The following is a 17,902-nucleotide window of genomic DNA, read 5'->3' as shown; positions in this document are numbered from 1 at the left end:
TATGCATCGGTATTTTTGCGTAGACTGTGCGCTAAAATCGTTCTTATACCGGGCAACTGCTCGGTAGTTTGTTTCTCTGGATCATTACTTTACTGCATGAGGTCATAGGCAATATGGATTCTCTCGTCGTCCCGAGTCTGGATACGTTACGTCAGTGGCTCGACGAAATGGGCATGAGCTTTTTTGAGTGCGACACCTGTCAGGCGCTGCACCTGCCGCATATGCAAAATTTTGATGGTATCTTCGATGCCAAAGTTGATCTCATTGATAACGTCGTGCTGTTTTCTGCACTGGCGGAGGTCAAACCATCTGCATTACTGGCGCTGGCAGCCGATCTGTCGGCGATTAACGCCAGTTCGCTCACCGTGAAAGCGTTCCTTGATATGCAGGATGATAATCTGCCAAAGCTGGTGGTTTGCCAGTCTTTATCCGCCGCTGCGGGTTTGACCTTCGAACAATTCGCATCGTTTATGCAGCACAGTGAAGAGCAGATCTCAATGGTGATCCTTGAGGCTTCCGCCCACGATCTGCTGTATAAAACGGAAGACGAAGAGCAGCCGCAGGAAGAGACTCAGTACCATTTTCTTCACTAATCCCGCCCGCTAAATAGCGCAGTCACTGCCATGGTGGCTGCGTATTACATTCTTTTATTCTACTTTTAACCTATTTTTAAAGATTCTTTCACTACCTGATTGCCGCTTTTGGCTTATCAGATAGAGTGATCTTGCATAAAAAATTGATAAAAGGCGTTTTTTTCACTGCCCTATAGCCTCTGACACGGGCTACAGTTATTCTTGCGACATATTGGTGCGCCCCTCTTAATTGCTAGCAATAATCATTGTTGGCGAGGATTTTGCATCGGTACAGCGAGCAATGACTGCAGGGGAGCCCGGTCTCTTCTCTTTCATGTAATCCGAAATAATATGCATGATTTCTGCATACTCTAAATTGCGTATATTGAGTCCGTTTGTTAACGGGCGACGAGAAGGATAAGAGAAATGGCCGCCTTGAATAAAAAATGGTTAACGGGTCTGGTAACAGGTGCGCTGATGGCCGCCTCGGCAAGCGTGCTCGCTGCAGAACAAAAAACGCTCCATGTGTATAACTGGTCTGATTACATCGCCCCGGATACCGTCGCGAATTTTGAAAAAGAGACCGGTATTAAAGTGGTGTACGACGTCTTTGACTCCAACGAAGTACTGGAAGGCAAACTGATGGCGGGCAGCACCGGTTTTGACCTGGTGGTGCCATCCGCCAGCTTCCTTGAGCGTCAGCTCACCGCTGGGGTCTTCCAGCCGCTTGATAAGAGCAAATTGCCAAACTGGAAAAATCTGGATCCGGAAGTGTTGAAGCTGGTGGCTAAACACGACCCGGATAATAAATACGCCTTCCCATATCTGTGGGCGACTACCGGTATCGGCTATAACGTCGATAAAGTCAAAGCCGTGCTGGGCAAAGATGCGCCGCTTAACAGCTGGGATCTGGTGATGAAACCGGAAAACCTCGAGAAGCTGAAAAGCTGCGGCGTGTCGTTCCTTGATGCTCCGGAAGAAATTTTTGCCACCGTGCTTAACTACTTAGGCAAAGATCCGAACAGCATGAAAGCCGACGATTACACCGGCCCGGCGACCGATCTGCTGTTGAAACTGCGTCCAAATATCCGTTACTTCCACTCTTCGCAATACATTAACGACCTTGCTAACGGCGATATCTGTGTCGCGATTGGCTGGGCAGGCGATGTGTGGCAGGCAGCGAACCGCGCGAAAGAGGCGAAAAACGGCGTGAATATCTCTTACTTCATTCCGAAGGAGGGAGCGCTGGCGTTCTTTGATGTGTTCGCGATGCCAGCAGATGCGAAAAACAAAGATGAAGCCTATCAGTTCCTCAACTATCTGATGCGTCCGGACGTGATTGCGCATATCAGCGACCACGTGTTCTACGCCAACGGTAACAAGGCTTCTACGCCACTTATCAGTGCCGAAGTTCGCGATAACCCGGCGATCTATCCACCTGCCGATGTGTTCGCCAAACTGTTCACGTTGAAAGTGCAGGAGCCGAAGATCGACCGCGTCAGAACGCGCGCATGGACCAAAGTGAAAAGCGGCAAATAAATCAACCAACCGAAAGATGATGTCGATTGCGCATCAGTAGCCCGGACGAGGTGCGTTAGCACCGACTCCGGGGAGTTCCCCGGCGTCACTTCGTTCGGCTGGGCGACTGAATGGTGATGGTTATGCACCGGGGCAGTGCAACTGCCCCAATCTGGACACCGGCCCTAGACCGTGTACCAGGGGTTGATATGACAACCGGGTCATGTCGATATTTGTTTTTTGCCGGAGAGCACCCGATTGAACGACGCTATTCCCCGCCCACAGGCGAAAACCCGCAAAGCGCTTACCCCGCTGCTGGAAATCCGTAACCTGAGCAAGTCTTTTGACGGTCAGCACGCCGTTGATGACGTCAACCTCACCATTTATAAAGGCGAAATCTTTGCCCTGCTGGGCGCATCCGGCTGCGGTAAATCAACCCTGCTGCGTATGCTGGCAGGCTTTGAGCAGCCGACAGCTGGGCAAATTATCCTCGATGGCGTCGACCTGGCGCAGGTTCCGCCGTATCTGCGGCCAATTAACATGATGTTCCAGTCCTACGCGCTTTTCCCGCACATGACCGTTGAGCAGAACATCGCCTTCGGCTTAAAGCAGGACAAGCTGCCGAAAGCCGAAATTACCGCCCGCGTGGCCGAAATGCTCACCCTGGTGCATATGCAGGAATTTGCTAAACGCAAACCGCATCAGCTTTCCGGCGGTCAGCGTCAGCGCGTGGCACTGGCACGCAGCCTGGCAAAACGACCAAAACTGCTGCTGCTGGACGAGCCCATGGGCGCGCTGGATAAAAAACTGCGCGACCGGATGCAGCTGGAAGTGGTGGATATTCTGGAGCGTGTCGGTGCCACCTGCGTGATGGTCACCCACGACCAGGAAGAAGCGATGACTATGGCCGGGCGTATCGCCATCATGAACCGGGGGAAATTCGTACAAATTGGCGAACCGGAAGAGATCTATGAGCATCCCACCACCCGTTACAGCGCTGAATTTATCGGTTCGGTTAACGTCTTTGAAGGGCTGCTGAAAGCGCGTCAGGAAGATGGTCTGGTGATAGATTCGCCGGGGCTGGTTCACCCGCTGAAAGTTGACCCGGATGCTTCGGTTGTCGATAACGTGCCGGTGTACGTGGCGCTGCGTCCGGAAAAAATCATGCTCTGCGAAGACCCGCCTGCCGACGGCTACAACTTTGCCGTCGGCGAGGTGGTACATATCGCTTACCTCGGCGATCTCTCCATTTACCACGTGCGGCTCAAAAGCGGCCAGATGATCAGCGCTCAGCTACAGAACGAACATCGCTACCAGAAAGGGCTACCGACCTGGGGCGATGAAGTGCGTCTGTGCTGGGAAGCCGATAGCTGTGTGGTACTGACGGTTTAAGGAGCGGCGATGAGTATTTATGAACCTCCGGCGCGTCCGCATAAACCGGGCGGTATCGCCCTGTGGCTGGCGCGTATCAATATGAAACACGGTCGCAAGTTGGTGATTGCGCTGCCGTATGTGTGGCTGATCCTGCTGTTTTTACTGCCGTTTTTGATTGTGTTTAAAATCAGCCTCGCCGAAATGGCGCGAGCGATCCCGCCGTACACCGATTTAATGGAATGGGCGGATGGTCAGCTATCCCTGACCCTGAATTTCGCCAACTTCCTGCAATTGACCGACGATCCGCTCTATTTTGAGGCTTATTTACAGTCGCTTCAGGTGGCGGGGATCTCAACGATTTTCTGTCTGCTGCTTGGTTACCCGCTGGCCTGGGCGGTGGCGCACAGCAAACCGTCGACCCGTAATATCCTGCTGCTGCTGGTTATCTTGCCGTCGTGGACCTCGTTTTTGATTCGTGTCTACGCCTGGATGGGGATCCTCAAAAACAACGGAGTGCTGAACAACTTCCTGATGTGGTTAGGCGTTATCGACCAGCCGCTGACTATTCTGCATACCAACCTGGCCGTCTATATCGGCATCGTTTACGCCTATCTGCCGTTTATGGTGTTACCGATTTATACCGCGCTCACACGTATTGATTATTCACTGGTGGAAGCGTCGCTGGATCTCGGCGTCCGCCCGCTGAAAACCTTCTTTAGCGTGATTGTGCCACTGACCAAAGGCGGGATTATTGCCGGATCGATGCTGGTGTTTATCCCGGCGGTCGGGGAGTTTGTGATCCCGGAACTGCTGGGTGGCCCGGACAGCATCATGATTGGTCGCGTGCTGTGGCAGGAGTTTTTCAACAACCGCGACTGGCCGGTGGCCTCGGCGGTGGCGATCGTCATGCTCTTGTTGCTGATCGTGCCGATCATGTGGTTCCACAAATATCAGCAAAAACAGATGGGGGATCACGGATGAATAACTTACCGGTCGTGCGTTCGCCGTGGCGCATCCTGATTCTGGTGATTGGGTTTACCTTCCTGTACGCGCCGATGCTGATGCTGGTGATTTACTCGTTTAACAGCTCGAAGCTGGTGACCGTTTGGGCGGGTTGGTCGACGCGCTGGTACGGCGAGCTATTCCGTGATGACGCGATGATGAGCGCGGTGGGCCTTAGCCTGACCATTGCTGCTGCGGCTGCCACTATGGCGGCAGTGCTTGGGACCATTGCGGCCATGGTGATGGTTCGCTTTGGACGTTTTCGCGGATCGAACGGGTTTGCCTTTATGATCACCGCGCCATTGGTGATGCCTGATGTGATAACCGGCCTGTCGCTGCTGCTGCTGTTTGTGGCGCTGGCACATGCTATCGGCTGGCCGGCGGATCGCGGCATGCTCACCATCTGGCTGGCGCACGTAACCTTCTGTACCGCTTACGTGGCGGTGGTGATCTCCTCACGTCTGCGTGAGCTTGACCGGTCGATTGAAGAGGCGGCGATGGATCTTGGCGCGACGCCGCTGAAGGTTTTTTTCATCATCACGCTGCCGATGATTATGCCGGCGGTGATTTCTGGCTGGCTGCTGGCCTTCACGTTGTCGCTGGATGATTTGGTGATCGCCAGCTTCGTTTCCGGCCCAGGGGCCACCACCTTACCGATGCTGGTCTTCTCCAGCGTGCGTATGGGGGTGAACCCGGAGATCAACGCGTTGGCCTCACTTATCTTAGGCGTCGTCGGAATTGTCGGATTAATCGCCTGGTATCTGATGGCGCGCGCAGAAAAACAACGTGTGCGCGATATCCAACGTGCAAGACGCGGATAATCCACTTAAAATCGATAAGGATGCAGTCGATGCCGCGAACCTTCGCGGCATCGTTTTCATGGAAGGCAATACATTGGAATTGTTTACTCGAAGCCGTCGTACGCACGCCCGTCTGAATGTTCCTGCTTTGGTGCAGGTGGCTGCGCTCGCGATTATTTTAATCCGCTGTCTTGATCTGTTGATGATATTCAACCTGTTGGGGCTGTCCGGTATTGGCGACTTTATTCATCGCAGCGTGCAAACCTGGACGCTAACGTTGGTATTCTTAAGTTCTCTGGTGCTGGTCTTCGTTGAGATTGGCTGTGCCTTCTCGCTGGTGAAAGGACGCAACTGGGCGCGCTGGGTCTATCTGCTGACCCAAGTTATTGCCGCAAGCTATTTGTGGGCTGCATCGCTGGGCTACGGCTACCCTGAACTGTTCAGCATTGCCGGGGAGTCTAAACGGGAAATCTTCCGTTCACTGGTGCTGCAAAAAATGCCGGACCTGTTGGTGTTATTCCTGCTTTTTGTCCCTCCAGCTTCGCGTCGATTTTTCCGCTTACAATAACGGTGATACAATCCACGCCCTCGTTTTTTTGAAGGTCTTTCTATGCAGTGCGCACTTTTTAATGCCGACCGTTGCCGTTCCTGTCAGTGGATTGAGCAGCCGATTTCAGAGCAACTTGCGGCCAAAATGGCCGATCTCCAGACGTTGCTGGCAGATTTCGCCGTTGCCGAGTGGTGCGCACCGGTTAGCGGGCCGGAACAAGGCTTTCGTAATAAAGCCAAAATGGTGGTCAGCGGCAGCGTCGAAAAGCCGCTGCTGGGTATGCTGCACCGTGACGGTACGCCGGAAGATTTAACCGACTGTCCGCTCTATCCAGAAACCTTTGCGCCGGTCTTTGCGGCACTTAAGCCGTTTATCGCTCGTGCAGGGCTGACACCGTATAACGTAGCGCGTAAGCGCGGTGAGCTGAAATATGTGCTGCTCACCGAAAGCCAGAAAGAGGGCGGCATGATGCTGCGCTTTGTACTGCGTTCGCAAAGCAAGCTTGAGCAACTTCGCGCGGCGCTGCCGTGGCTACAGGCGCAGTTGCCGCAGCTGAAGGTGATTACCGCTAATATTCAGCCGGTGCATATGGCGATTATGGAAGGCGAGCAGGAGATCTTTTTCACCCAGCAGCAAGCGCTGGCGGAAACTTTTAACGGCGTGCCGCTGTGGATCCGCCCGCAGAGCTTCTTCCAGACTAACCCGACGGTGGCAAGCAGCTTGTACGCCACCGCGCGTGACTGGGTGAGGGCGCTGCCGGTGAATCATATGTGGGATCTGTTCTGCGGCGTCGGTGGTTTTGGCCTGCACTGTGCCACCCCGGAAATGACCCTGACCGGCATTGAAATCGCCCCAGAAGCCATTGCCTGCGCGAAACAGTCGGCGGCGGAATTAGGCTTAGAAAAGCTGCACTTCCAGGCGCTGGACTCTACTCAGTTCGCCACCGCCCAGGGTGAAGTGCCACAGTTGGTGCTGGTGAACCCGCCACGTCGCGGTATTGGCAAGGCGCTGTGCGACTATTTAAGTGAGATGGCGCCGGAGTTTATCGTTTATTCCAGCTGTAATGCGCAAAGTATGGCGAAGGATTTTACTCACCTCGCGGGGTATCAGGTGGCGAAAGTGCAGCTGTTCGATATGTTCCCCCATACGGCGCATTATGAAGTTCTGACGTTGCTTGTCCGGCGTTAGACACTCACCCCATCCCTAAAAGGGAGAGGGAGCACATCGAGCTCGGCCAGTCCCCTCGCCCCTTTGGGGAGAGGGTTAGGGTGAGGGGAAACCCCGTCCCCATCTCCATCCCGCCAAAGTTTAAATTAAATGTGATAACTCGACGCGCCCGACTGCGTTAAGCTTTAAAAAAAGAACGGGTGAAATAACATGAACAGCGCCAGGAAAATCCTATTAATCGAAGATGACACCGATATCGCTACTCTGCTGCGGCTTAATTTGCAGGATGAGGGCTATCAGATTGCGCACGAAGCCGATGGTGCTCGGGCGCTGGAACGGCTTGAAAGCGAAGTCTGGGATGCGGTGATCCTCGATTTAATGCTGCCAAGCGTCGATGGGCTCGAAATCTGCCGCCGTATTCGTCAAATGACCCGCTACCTGCCGGTCATTATTATCAGCGCACGCACCAGTGAAAGCCACCGGGTACTGGGGCTGGAAATGGGCGCGGATGACTATCTGGCCAAACCTTTCTCGGTGCTGGAATTGATCGCCCGTGTGAAGGCGCTGTTTCGCCGCCAGGAGGCGATGGGGCAAACGCTGCGTCTGCAAAGTGGTTCGATTGCCAGCCACGGTCTGAACATTGACCCGCTGACCCGCGAAGTGCGGCTGCATGGCGAAGCCATTGAGCTGACGCCCCGCGAGTTTGAACTGCTGTACTGGTTTGCCCGCCATCCAGGAGAAGTCTTCTCGCGTCTGGCATTACTGGAAAATGTCTGGGGCTATCAACATGAAGGTTACGAACATACCGTCAACACCCACATTAACCGTCTGCGCGTCAAAATTGAGAAAGATCCCGCTGAGCCTGACATCATTCTGACCGTATGGGGGAAAGGGTATAAGTTCGCCACTGAGCACAAAGAGTTCGCACCATGAGCCGTCGATTCAGCCTTAGCCAACAGCTCACGCTGGTCTTTACCGCCATTTTGCTGCTGTGCGCGATCGCGGCCTGTAGCATTCAGCTTTATAACAGCAGCCAGTTTGGTAATGCCATGGTGCAGCGCCTTTCGGCGGGCCTGGCGCAGCAAATTGTCAATCGTGAACCGCTGCTGGATGAGCAGGGCGAGGTGAATCGTCAGACGCTGAAAATGCTTTTTGATCGGCTGATGACGCTTAATCCCAGCGTTGAGCTTTATCTAGTCTCAAGGGACGGTAACATCGTGGCTGATGCGGCCCCGCCGGGTCACATGAAACGTAAACAAATTAACGTCGAACCGTTAAAAGCCTTTCTTGATGGCGCTGCATGGCCGATTTACGGCGACGACCCGCGGAGTCTGGATAAAGAGAAAGTGTTTAGCGTGGCCCCGGTGCTGCTAAACGGTAACCTGCACGGCTATCTCTATATCATCCTTGAAGGGGAAAACTTGAATGCGCTAGCGGATAACGCATGGCGTAAAGCGTTGTGGAATACGCTGCTGTGGTCGCTGCTGCTGGTCGCCCTGTTTGGTCTGTTGGCGGGTATTCTGGTGTGGTATTGGGTCGCTCGTCCGGTAAGGCAGCTCACCTCACACGTCGCGGGGCTCGACCAGGACAGTATCAGCGCCATTCGGCAACTGGCGCAGCAGCCGCTGGTTGCTGATACTTCCAACGAAGTGGCCATATTGCGCAATACATTTATTGAACTGGCGCGGAAGATTACCAGTCAGTGGGAGAAACTCTCCGATAGCGACCGCCAGCGCCGCGAGTTTATCGCCAATATTTCGCACGACCTGCGTACGCCGCTGACCTCATTGCTCGGGTATCTGGAAACCCTTTCGTTAAAGGCCGACACGCTCTCGCCTGAAGATAATCGACAGTACCTGTCGATTGCGCTGCGGCAGGGCCATAAGGTGCGCCACCTTTCTCAGCAACTGTTTGAACTGGCGAAGCTGGAACACGGCGGGATGAAGCCGCAGCGTGAACCGTTTGCCATCGGCGAACTGATTCAGGACGTGGCGCAGAAGTTTGACCTGACTATCGAGACACGCCAGTTAACGCTGAAGGTGGAGATTTCGCGGGGGCTGCCGTTGCTCAATGCTGATGTGTCGATGATTGAGCGAGTGGTCACAAACCTGCTGGATAATGCGGTGCGCCACACGCCATCCGGGGGTACGGTGATACTGCGAGTCTGGCAGGAAAATGAACGGCTCCAGGTCGAGGTTGCCGATAGCGGGCCGGGCGTGGAGGAAGCGCTTCGCGAGCAGTTATTCCAGCGTCCTTCGGCATTAAGTCCGCAGAGCGTAAGGGAAAATCGCGGTGGGTTGGGGTTGCTTATCGTGCGAAGAATGCTGGAACTGCATGGCGGTAATATTCGCCTGGTGGATGCCGCGTCGGGTGCCTGCTTCCGCTTCTTTGTCCCGCTGTAATGGTAAAACCCCGGTAAGTTAGCGCTTACCGGGGAGTCGTTATTTATTCAGCAAACCACTTGTCGTTGATTTTCTGGTAGGTGCCGTCGGCTTTAATCGCTTTCAGCGCGCCGTTGAGTTTTTCCAGCAGCGCTTTGTTATCTGGACGCACCGCAATCCCCAGACCAATACCGAAGTACTGCGGGTCGGTCACTTTCTCGGTAGCAACACCCAGCTGCGGGTTGGTTTTCAGCCACTCGTTGACCACGGCGGTATCACCAAACACCCCATCAATACGGCCATTTTTCAGGTCGATAAAAGCATTCTGATAGCTGTCGTAGGCCACGGTTTTGACTTCCGGGTGTTTATCCATCAGGTATTTCTGGTGGGTGGTACCGTTTTCCATACCGATACGCTTGCCTTTCAAATCATCAAAGGTTTTGTAGGTATCTTTTTTAGCGATGACCAGCGCAGAGTTCGCGTAGTAGGCGTCGGTAAAGGCAACCTGTTTGCTACGTTCCGGCGTGATATCCATACCTGAAATCACCGCATCATATTTTTTGAATTTCAGCGCGGGGATCAGGCTATCAAACGCATGGTTGGTAAAGGTACATTCAGCCTGCATCTGCTTACACAGCGCATTGGCAAGGTCGATATCAAAGCCAGCAATCTGGTTGTTTGCATCCATTGATTCAAATGGAGGATAGGTCGCGGAAACGCCAAAGCTGATTTTATCTGCGGCATGAGCGCCTGCGGCTACGGTGGCGAGTAAGGCGGCAAATACTAATTTTTTCATGGATGTGCTCCTGTCTGTCTGGCTTATAGGTTGCTGCCCTGCGTGTGGCATATAGCTACAATGCCATTATGTGAATTTATATGCAATATAGTTGATTAAGTATTTTTTCTATTTGCAAAAAAAAACGGATAAGCCAGTGACTTATCCGTTTCATTTATTGCTACTTATGCAATAAATCTAGTTGCGACGCTCAAAGGCTAGCGCTTTACGCTCGATTAAACGCATCATCAGTGTCAGCAGGCCATTCACCACCAGATAGACCAGCCCGGCAGCACCAAATACCATCACGTCATAGGTACGTCCGTACAGAAGCTGCCCGTGGCCCATCACTTCCATTAGCGTAATGGTGTAAGCCAGCGACGTACTCTTAAACACCAGCACCACTTCGTTGGAGTAAGAAGAGAGCGCGCGTTTAAGCGCATACGGCAGCAAAATTGCCAGTGTGTCTTTCTTGCTCATGCCCAGCGAGCTGCATGACTGCCATTGACCTTCCGGGATAGCCCGAATGGCGCCAAAAAACAGCTGCGTAGTATACGCCGCACTGTTAAGTGACAGCGCAATCAGCGCGCACAGCCACGGTTCAGACAGCAGGTGCCACACCACCGGATAATTTTGCAGCGACGGGAACTGGCCCGGGCCGTAGTAGATCAAAAAGATCTGCACTAGCAGCGGTGTGCCCGTAAACAGGGTGATGTAGGCACGAACCACCCATACCAGCACCGGCGTTTTCAGCGTCAGGATGATGGTGAAAATCAGCGACAGTATCAGCGCAACGACAATCGAAGCAACGGTGAGCGTCAGGCTGGTGTGCAGCCCTTTCATCAGTTCCGGTAAATACTCGAGCATCAGCCTGGTCTCCGTTCGAAGCGAGTGGTGTGCAGGTCAATGCGTTTGAGGATGTACTGACTCAGCAGAGTAATCACCAGGTAAATGGCCGCCGCAACGATATACCAGGTAAATGGCTCCTGGGTACGGGTAGCAATGCTTTTGGTTTGTAGCATCAGATCGTTAACGCTTATCAGCGATACCAGCGCGGTATCTTTCAGCAGTACCAGCCACTGGTTACCCAGCCCTGGGAGCGCGTGACGCCACATCTGCGGCATCACCAGGCGGAAGAATATCGCGCTTTTTGACAGCCCCAGCGCCTGGCCGGATTCCCACTGACCTATCGGTACCGCCTTCAGTGCGCCACGCAGCGTTTGTGATGCATACGCCGCATAAAGCAAGGAGAGGGCAATCACGCCGCACAGGAACGGGCTGACATCGAAGTTTTCGATCTGCATCTGCACCGGGATCTGCGCAAAGCCAAGGTTAATCGTAAAACCATCGGAGAGCGTCAGCAGTAACTGAGAGGAGCCGAAGTAGATAAACAGCACCACCAGGATTTCCGGCAGACCGCGTAACACGGTCACTAGCGCTGAGCCTGCCCATGCGATTGGGCGCCATTTAACCGACTCCCATACCGCGAACAGCATCGCGAGCGCCAGCCCGATGATAAGTGCACAAACGGCAAGGCCGACGGTCATGCCGGCGGCACTTGCTAAAGGAAACATTTCGTTCATCAAGTCTTACTTCTGGAACCATTTAGCGTAGATGGTTTGGTAAGTGCCATCTTTCTTCACTTTTTCCAGCGCAGCGTTGAATTTCTGCTGCAGCTCGGTGTTGCCCTGACGGACAGCAATGCCGAGGCCGGTACCAAAGTAGTCTTTATCGGTGACTTTATCGCCGACGGCAGCCAGCTTGTCGTTAGCAGTCAGCCACTCGGTGACCACGGCGGTATCACCAAATACGCCATCAATACGACCGTTTTGCAGATCTAGCTTCGCATTCTGATAGCTGTCGTAAGGAACGGTGGTGATTTCCGGGTGTTTATCCATGATGAATTTCTGGTGCGTGGTGCCGTTCTGCACGCCGACTTTTTTGCCTTTAAGCTGATCGACGCCAGTAAATTTGCCTTTCACACCAACAAACAGCGCAGAATTGTCATAGTACGGGGTGGTGAACAGAACCTGCTTTTCGCGCTCAGGCGTGATGTCCATACCGGCCATCACCGCATCAACGCGGCGGAATTTCAGGCTTGGGATCAGGCTGTCGAAAGACTGATTACTGAACGTACAGGTGGCATCAATCTCTTTACACAGTGCGTTTGCCAAATCCACGTCAAAGCCGACGATCTGGTTGTTAGCATCAATAGACTCGAACGGAGGGTAAGATGCTTCCGTCGCGAAACGGATGGTTTGAGCAGCCCCAGCGGTAAGGCTGAAGCTTGCGAGCAGCGCGGCGATCACTAATTTTTTCATCGTCATTGTCCTGATTCTCAGTGAGAAAGATAACTTCTGAATGCGTCTGTCTGTGGGCTGCTAAAGCAGCTTGCATCGCCTTGTTCGACGATATAACCATTTTCCATGTACACCACGCGGCTGGCCGTTTTGCGCGCCACTTCCACCTCGTGAGTGACAATCACCTGGGTAATGTTGGTTTCTGCCAGCTCGTGAATAATACTGACGATCTGGGCGGTGATTTCTGGATCGAGCGCGGCGGTCGGTTCATCAAACAGCAGAACCTGCGGCTCCATCATCAGCGCACGGGCAATCGCCACACGCTGCTGCTGACCACCGGATAAATGCAGCGGATAGCGGTCGCTGTACGGTTTTAAGCGTAAACGCTCCAGCAGTTTTTCCGCCCGCGCCATCGCTTGTTCTTTGCTAAGGCCCAGCACGCGGCAAGGCGCTTCAATAAGGTTCTGCACCACCGTCAGGTGAGGCCAGAGATTGTACTGCTGGAAGACCATTCCCACGTTTTGACGCAGTTCGCGAATCGCTTTGTCAGACGGGGTTTTAGCAAAATCAAAATGGTTACCCGCAATCGCCAGGATACCGGATTTCGGCATCTCTAACAGATTCAGCACGCGCAGCAGTGAGCTTTTACCCGCGCCGCTTGGGCCAAGCAGCACCAGCGTCTCGCCCTCTGGGCATTGAAGCGTGATGTCGAACAGCGCCTGATGTGCGCCATAAAAGCAGTTAATGCCGTCTAATTTAATGCTCATTGATACCCGTCACGAATGTGTTGTCTTCGTCCTGGAAAGACCAGGTGCTAGCTCTGCTGCCGCATTCCGTCTCCCGCTGAAGGTCTCCATAATGGATTTATTATCAGCAATAGAGGCCGCAAATAGTACCTTTGACAGAATAGTTATGCAATATTTGTGCGTTAAAACTTAAATATAAACCAACTTTTCTTTTAAAGTTAGCACAAAATAACGGGCGGGGTAGGCGAGGGGAACAAATGTCGGCATTCTAAAGAGAATGCCAGACATTTTGCCGGAATAACCGGCTAGACAGAATTATTTAACACGTTATTAACGTTTCTCGAGAGATTGACGCAAAGTCCCCGCCGGTGCGTGGCTATTGTTGCCAAGATAACGCACGTCGTCGACGGCCCAGCATTGCCCTTCACGGATCATCAACACTTCATCTTTCCAGCTTTGAGTGCCCTGTTTTAACGTCACGCGCAGAGGAATATTGCGGGCATCGGTATTGGGAATGGTAGAGGCGCTATCAACGTCAGCACTGTCTGGTGTGGTTGCGCTGCTGGAGAACAGACCCGCCTGCATCAGTGAACGCTTGCTGGCGTCCTGGCTGCTATCGTTAAGCAGCTTCGCCAGGCTATCGCTAAAATACGGACGCAGAGCGGTAATATCGCTTGTCCGGCGCTGGATCTGGTCATTGTAAAACTTCTGTGCCACGGTATCCGGGCCGCCTTCCACGCACTGTCCGCTGCGCGTGCCAATATCTTTATAGGCAGGGGTAACGGTGGTACACGCGCTTAAAAACAGCGCAGCCGGAAGAATAAGGGCAAGGTTGGTGTAACGCATAGAATGATTCCTTGTTAGCAATCTCGACACTCATCGCGCCATGCAGAAGGGGCGATTAATGTATACGATAATGGAGTAATCCCTTTTCAAGCATAGCGTATCGGTCCGATAATGTGTTTAGCGCTGAGAGCTAAGGTATTGAACGTTAAAGAAGGAGCTAGTCATGCAATTTTCCACCACACCTACCCTTGAAGGGCAGTCTATTGTCGAGTATTGCGGTGTCGTCACCGGAGAAGCGATTCTTGGGGCGAATATTTTCCGCGACTTTTTTGCCGGTATCCGCGACATCGTCGGTGGCCGTTCTGGCGCTTACGAAAAAGAGCTGCGTAAAGCCCGCGAGATTGCGTTTAAAGAGCTGGGCGAACAGGCCAAAGCGCTGGGTGCCGATGCCGTTGTCGGAATTGATATCGACTATGAAACGGTGGGTAAAGACAGCAGTATGCTGATGGTGAGCGTAAGCGGAACGGCGGTTAAAACGCGCCGATGAAACGTTTTCTGACGGTTTTGATGCTGGCGGTGTTGCTGGCAGGGTGTGCCGGGGAAGATAAAAAAGCGACCGTTGAGAAACCGGGCTATGTGCTGGATACCAGTCGTTCGGCACCTGCGGCTTATCCACGGGTCAAAATCCTGGTGTTGCACTACACCGCCGATGATTTTGATGTGTCACTTACCACGCTGACCGGCGATCAGGTTAGCGTGCATTATCTGATCCCCGCCGTGCCGCCGCTGACCCATGGTAAACCGCGCATCTGGCAGCTTGTGCCGGAGTCTGAACTGGCCTGGCATGCGGGCGTCAGCTTCTGGCGTGGTGCCACGCGCATCAACGATACCTCGATTGGTATTGAGCTTGAGAATAAAGGCTGGCAAAAATCGGAAGGCACCAAGTTCTTTACGCCATTTGAACCGGCGCAAATTCAGGCGCTGATCCCGCTGGCCAAAGACATCATCAAACGTTACAACATTCCGCCGCAAAATGTGTTGGCGCACTCTGACGTTGCGCCGCAGCGCAAAGACGATCCCGGCCCACTGTTCCCATGGCAGTCGCTGGCACAGCAAGGGATCGGTGCATGGCCAAATGAGAATCGAGTGGCATTTTATCTCAACGGACGCGCACCAAACGCACCGGTCTCAACAAACAATCTGCTCGACCTGTTAGCGCGTTATGGTTACGAGGTGAAACCGGGGATGACCCGCATGCAGCAGATCAGGGTGATCGCTGCCTTCCAGATGCACTTCCGTCCGACGCGCTGGGATGGCGTGGCTGACGCCGAAAGTCAGGCTATTGCGGAAGCGCTACTGGAAAAATACGGTCAGGGTTAAGACTAGCGGGGTAACTTCCCGTGATCTTCAAGCCAGGCGGCGGTACGCACAATACCGTCGTCGAGCGACACGATAGGCTCGTAGCCCAGTTCTTCACGGGCGCGGCTGATGTCCAGCGTAAAGTCAAAGTTGAGCTTTGATACGCCGTAGTGGGTCAGCGATGGCTCTTTGGCTTTCTTATCGCCAAAACGCTCCATGCTACGCGCAATCATATCCAGCATCGGATAAGGCACCGAACGAATTCGGCAGGCAATATCCAGCTCGTCAATCAAACGCTCCACAATGCTGCGCAGCGTGCGCGGTTCACCGTTGGTGATGTTGTAGGCACGACCAGACGGCAGATCGTCACAGCGCGGCTGGCTGGCGAGCCACATCGCGTGTACGGCATTCTCGTAATAGGTCATATCGACCATTGCATGGCCGCCGCGCGGTAACAGCACGCTGCCATAGTGGTGCATCATCTGCGCCAGACGCGGAATAAAGACTTTATCGTGCGGGCCGAAAACGCTCTGCGGACGCAAAATGGTAAAGCGGGTGTTGGGGTTGGCCTGTGCCAGCAGTTGAATCACCTCTTCGCTGGCGGCTTTGCTGCGGGCGAATTCGTTGGCGAAACGGTGCGGGCGGAAATCTTCTTGAATATCACGGTGGTGGTGGTAATCGAAGTACAGCGACGGCGAGGAAATATGGATAAAGTTACGCACGCCCCAAGCCACAGCCCATTCACCCAGACGGCGGGTGGCGCGGACGTTGGCTAAATCAAACGCCGCCTGTGTACCCCACGGCGAGGTAAAGCTTGAGCAATGCCACAGGGTATCGACACCCGCCAGCATCACTTTGGCCTGAGAAGAGACTAACTCGGTCAGGTCAGCATGGACAAATTCAGCGCCCATTTTCTCCAGCAGTTTGCCCATCGCTTCATTGCGACCACTCGCTCTGACGCTAATGCCCTTGTTACGCAGATATTCAACTGCATTTCTGCCTAAACCGCTGGTGGCGCCGGTGACCAGTACCTTCATAATAATCCACAGTGATAAAAAAGAGTTTCGTGCGCATTCTTCCGTTTATTTCACTCGTATGCAATGGGAAACTAAGACAAAAAAGGGCTAAAGCGCACTTTTTCCTGTCTCTTCTTCTGCTAAACGGGCGATCTGCCGGGCCATCCCGCGGAAGATAAACAGATGGGCCGGAATCATCAACAACCAGTACATTAAGCCTGGCATACCGTGCGGATGCCACCAGGCGCGAACGTCGAGTTCACGATGTGTGCCTTTATCGACCATCGTGAAACTCAGACGCCCAAGACCCGGTGCTTTCATCCCGAACAGTAAGGTTAGCGCTTTTTCCGGCTCAACGATAATCACCTTCCAGCTATCGACGCTATCGCCGGTCTGCAACAGTGCATGTTCTGGGCGGCCTTTTGCCAGTTTATGACCAATCAGCAGATCCATGGCCGCACGCGTCTTCCACAGCGCATTGCCGAAGAAGTAGCCCTCTTTTTTGCCGCCGAGGCGGTTCACCACTTTCCACAGCGCCGACAGGCTTGCTGACGTTTTTATCGTGAATCCGGCCTGTTTGGCGAAAAATCCATACTCTGGACGCCAGCGGGCAAACGCCTGCGCGTCGTAACCCCAGTCGCTGGAGTTGGCGAGCTTTTTCTCCTCCTCCAGCGTACGGCGTACCGCTTCATCGAAGGGGATCAAGGTTTGCGGGATCAACGCGCGAAGCGCCCGATCGTCTGCCAGTAGATCGTGCTTCAACCCCTGGATCAGCGCTTTGGCGATCGTCGGTGGTACGGACGTAATCACGTTTAAAAACCACACCGAGATCCAACTGGTAGGGAAGGGAATGGGGATCAGCAATCGGTGACGACCGCTGACCGCCATAAAGTGTTCAAACTGTTGTTGATAGGTTAACTCTTGCGGCCCGGCGGCTTCAAACACGCGATGCTCAGAGGCGGGGTGATTGAGCAACTCCACCAAATACACCAGCAGGTTTTCCAGCGCAATCGGCGTAGTGCGCGAGCGCACCCAGCGCGGCGGCGTCAGCACCGGCAGGTTGTAAACCATATCGCGCATCACCTCAAACGCCGCAGAACCGGCACCGACGATAATTCCTGCGCGCAGTTCGCTGACCGGAATCCCTGCTTCGCGCAGGATATCGCCGGTCAATTGACGGGCGCGCAGGTGTGCAGACTGTTCATGCTCAGGAGCCTGAAGCGAACTTAAGAAAATCAGCTGTTTCACCTGAGTCTGGCGCAGCGCGTCGCGCACGTTCTCTGCCACCCGGCGTTCGTGGGCGATAAAGTCTTTGCTTTCACCCATGCCGTGTACCAGATAATAAACGGTATCAACGCCGTCGAGCAGCGCCGAAAAATCACGGTTTTTCTCCAGATCAACCGAATGGCAAGTGACTCCCGGCAACTGTAATTTTTGCAGCCGGTCAATACGACGTGCCACCGCCCGCACGGTATACCCGCGCTGGCTTAATTCCGTGACCAGATGCTGGCCGATATAGCCGCTGGCCCCAAAAACCAAAATCGTCTGTGACACGC

General features: G+C 53.7%; 19 protein-coding genes. 11 read left to right on the top strand and 8 right to left on the bottom strand.

The genetic code is table 11. From position 1 onward, the window contains the following. Positions 1 to 113 precede the first annotated feature (113 nt). The 9 genes from U0026_RS15210 to U0026_RS15170 all read left to right on the top strand — a co-directional run bounded on the left by U0026_RS15210 (position 114) and on the right by U0026_RS15170 (position 9,385). Positions 114 to 593 (top strand): type III secretion system chaperone family protein, encoded by a 480-nt coding sequence (locus tag U0026_RS15210; RefSeq protein ID WP_062775030.1) that lies wholly within the window; start codon positions 114 to 116, stop codon positions 591 to 593. 405 nt (positions 594 to 998) lie between these two features. After that, positions 999 to 2,111, top strand: a complete 1,113-nt coding sequence (potF, locus tag U0026_RS15205) for a spermidine/putrescine ABC transporter substrate-binding protein PotF (protein WP_062775032.1) — start codon at positions 999 to 1,001, stop codon at positions 2,109 to 2,111. A 237-nt stretch (positions 2,112 to 2,348) separates the two neighbouring features. Continuing rightward, positions 2,349 to 3,482: a putrescine ABC transporter ATP-binding subunit PotG gene (gene potG, locus U0026_RS15200; protein WP_062775033.1), complete on the top strand. Its 1,134-nt coding sequence runs from the start codon at positions 2,349 to 2,351 to the stop codon at positions 3,480 to 3,482. A 9-nt stretch (positions 3,483 to 3,491) separates the two neighbouring features. Next, on the top strand, positions 3,492 to 4,445 hold the full coding sequence (gene potH / locus U0026_RS15195) for a putrescine ABC transporter permease PotH (protein ID WP_062775035.1): 954 nt from the start codon (positions 3,492 to 3,494) through the stop codon (positions 4,443 to 4,445). Continuing rightward, positions 4,442 to 5,287, top strand: a complete 846-nt coding sequence (gene potI / locus U0026_RS15190) for a putrescine ABC transporter permease PotI (RefSeq protein ID WP_062775037.1) — start codon at positions 4,442 to 4,444, stop codon at positions 5,285 to 5,287. The genes potH and potI overlap by 4 nt, the downstream gene beginning before the upstream one ends. 58 nt (positions 5,288 to 5,345) lie before the next feature. Continuing rightward, a complete protein-coding gene (locus U0026_RS15185) occupies positions 5,346 to 5,834 on the top strand; it encodes a YbjO family protein (protein WP_062775080.1) in 489 nt (162 codons plus the stop codon). 42 nt (positions 5,835 to 5,876) lie between these two features. Then, entirely contained in the window at positions 5,877 to 7,004 is a 1,128-nt protein-coding gene (rlmC, locus tag U0026_RS15180) for a 23S rRNA (uracil(747)-C(5))-methyltransferase RlmC (protein WP_062775038.1), read from the top strand. Between the two features lie 189 nt (positions 7,005 to 7,193). After that, on the top strand, positions 7,194 to 7,916 hold the full coding sequence (locus U0026_RS15175) for a response regulator transcription factor (protein WP_062775040.1): 723 nt from the start codon (positions 7,194 to 7,196) through the stop codon (positions 7,914 to 7,916). Further along, a complete protein-coding gene (locus U0026_RS15170; protein WP_062775041.1) occupies positions 7,913 to 9,385 on the top strand; it encodes a sensor histidine kinase in 1,473 nt (490 codons plus the stop codon). Before U0026_RS15175 ends, U0026_RS15170 begins: the two co-directional genes overlap by 4 nt. Before the next feature lie 43 nt (positions 9,386 to 9,428). On the opposite strand, the gene artJ is transcribed toward U0026_RS15170, so the two are convergent. From artJ to U0026_RS15140, 6 genes are all read right to left on the bottom strand, one after another. Beyond that, on the bottom strand, positions 9,429 to 10,160 hold the full coding sequence (gene artJ / locus U0026_RS15165) for an arginine ABC transporter substrate-binding protein ArtJ (RefSeq protein WP_062775043.1): 732 nt from the start codon (positions 10,158 to 10,160) through the stop codon (positions 9,429 to 9,431). Positions 10,161 to 10,337: 177 nt separating this feature from the next. After that, positions 10,338 to 11,006, bottom strand: coding sequence for an arginine ABC transporter permease ArtM (gene artM, locus U0026_RS15160; protein WP_062775045.1), 669 nt, complete (start codon positions 11,004 to 11,006; stop codon positions 10,338 to 10,340). Continuing rightward, complete coding sequence (gene artQ / locus U0026_RS15155; protein ID WP_062775047.1) at positions 11,006 to 11,722, bottom strand: arginine ABC transporter permease ArtQ; 717 nt, start codon at positions 11,720 to 11,722, stop codon at positions 11,006 to 11,008. Before artQ ends, artM begins: the two co-directional genes overlap by 1 nt. 6 nt (positions 11,723 to 11,728) lie before the next feature. Beyond that, positions 11,729 to 12,460 carry an arginine ABC transporter substrate-binding protein ArtI gene (gene artI, locus U0026_RS15150; protein WP_062775049.1) on the bottom strand — a complete coding sequence of 244 codons (732 nt, stop codon included), beginning with the start codon at positions 12,458 to 12,460 and terminating at the stop codon, positions 11,729 to 11,731. A gap of 17 nt (positions 12,461 to 12,477) precedes the next feature. Beyond that, entirely contained in the window at positions 12,478 to 13,206 is a 729-nt protein-coding gene (artP, locus tag U0026_RS15145) for an arginine ABC transporter ATP-binding protein ArtP (protein WP_062775051.1), read from the bottom strand. A 309-nt stretch (positions 13,207 to 13,515) separates the two neighbouring features. Continuing rightward, a complete protein-coding gene (locus U0026_RS15140; protein WP_062775053.1) occupies positions 13,516 to 14,031 on the bottom strand; it encodes a lipoprotein in 516 nt (171 codons plus the stop codon). 163 nt (positions 14,032 to 14,194) lie between these two features. On the opposite strand from U0026_RS15140, the gene U0026_RS15135 reads away from it, so the two are divergent. Then, entirely contained in the window at positions 14,195 to 14,518 is a 324-nt protein-coding gene (locus U0026_RS15135) for a heavy metal-binding domain-containing protein (protein WP_062775055.1), read from the top strand. Then, positions 14,515 to 15,351 (top strand): N-acetylmuramoyl-L-alanine amidase, encoded by an 837-nt coding sequence (locus U0026_RS15130; protein ID WP_062775057.1) that lies wholly within the window; start codon positions 14,515 to 14,517, stop codon positions 15,349 to 15,351. The genes U0026_RS15135 and U0026_RS15130 overlap by 4 nt, the downstream gene beginning before the upstream one ends. 2 nt (positions 15,352 to 15,353) lie before the next feature. Here U0026_RS15130 and U0026_RS15125 read toward each other — a convergent pair whose 3' ends face one another. Further along, complete coding sequence (locus tag U0026_RS15125; protein WP_062775058.1) at positions 15,354 to 16,367, bottom strand: NAD-dependent epimerase/dehydratase family protein; 1,014 nt, start codon at positions 16,365 to 16,367, stop codon at positions 15,354 to 15,356. Positions 16,368 to 16,454: 87 nt separating this feature from the next. After that, complete coding sequence (locus U0026_RS15120) at positions 16,455 to 17,900, bottom strand: SDR family oxidoreductase (RefSeq protein WP_062775060.1); 1,446 nt, start codon at positions 17,898 to 17,900, stop codon at positions 16,455 to 16,457. Positions 17,901 to 17,902: the final 2 nt, after the last annotated feature.

This window comes from Kluyvera intermedia (assembly GCF_034424175.1).
In the GTDB taxonomy this organism is placed as follows: domain Bacteria; phylum Pseudomonadota; class Gammaproteobacteria; order Enterobacterales; family Enterobacteriaceae; genus Kluyvera; species Kluyvera intermedia.
Note: the sequence above shows the minus strand (reverse complement) of the source record. Positions and strands in the feature narration are given on the sequence as shown.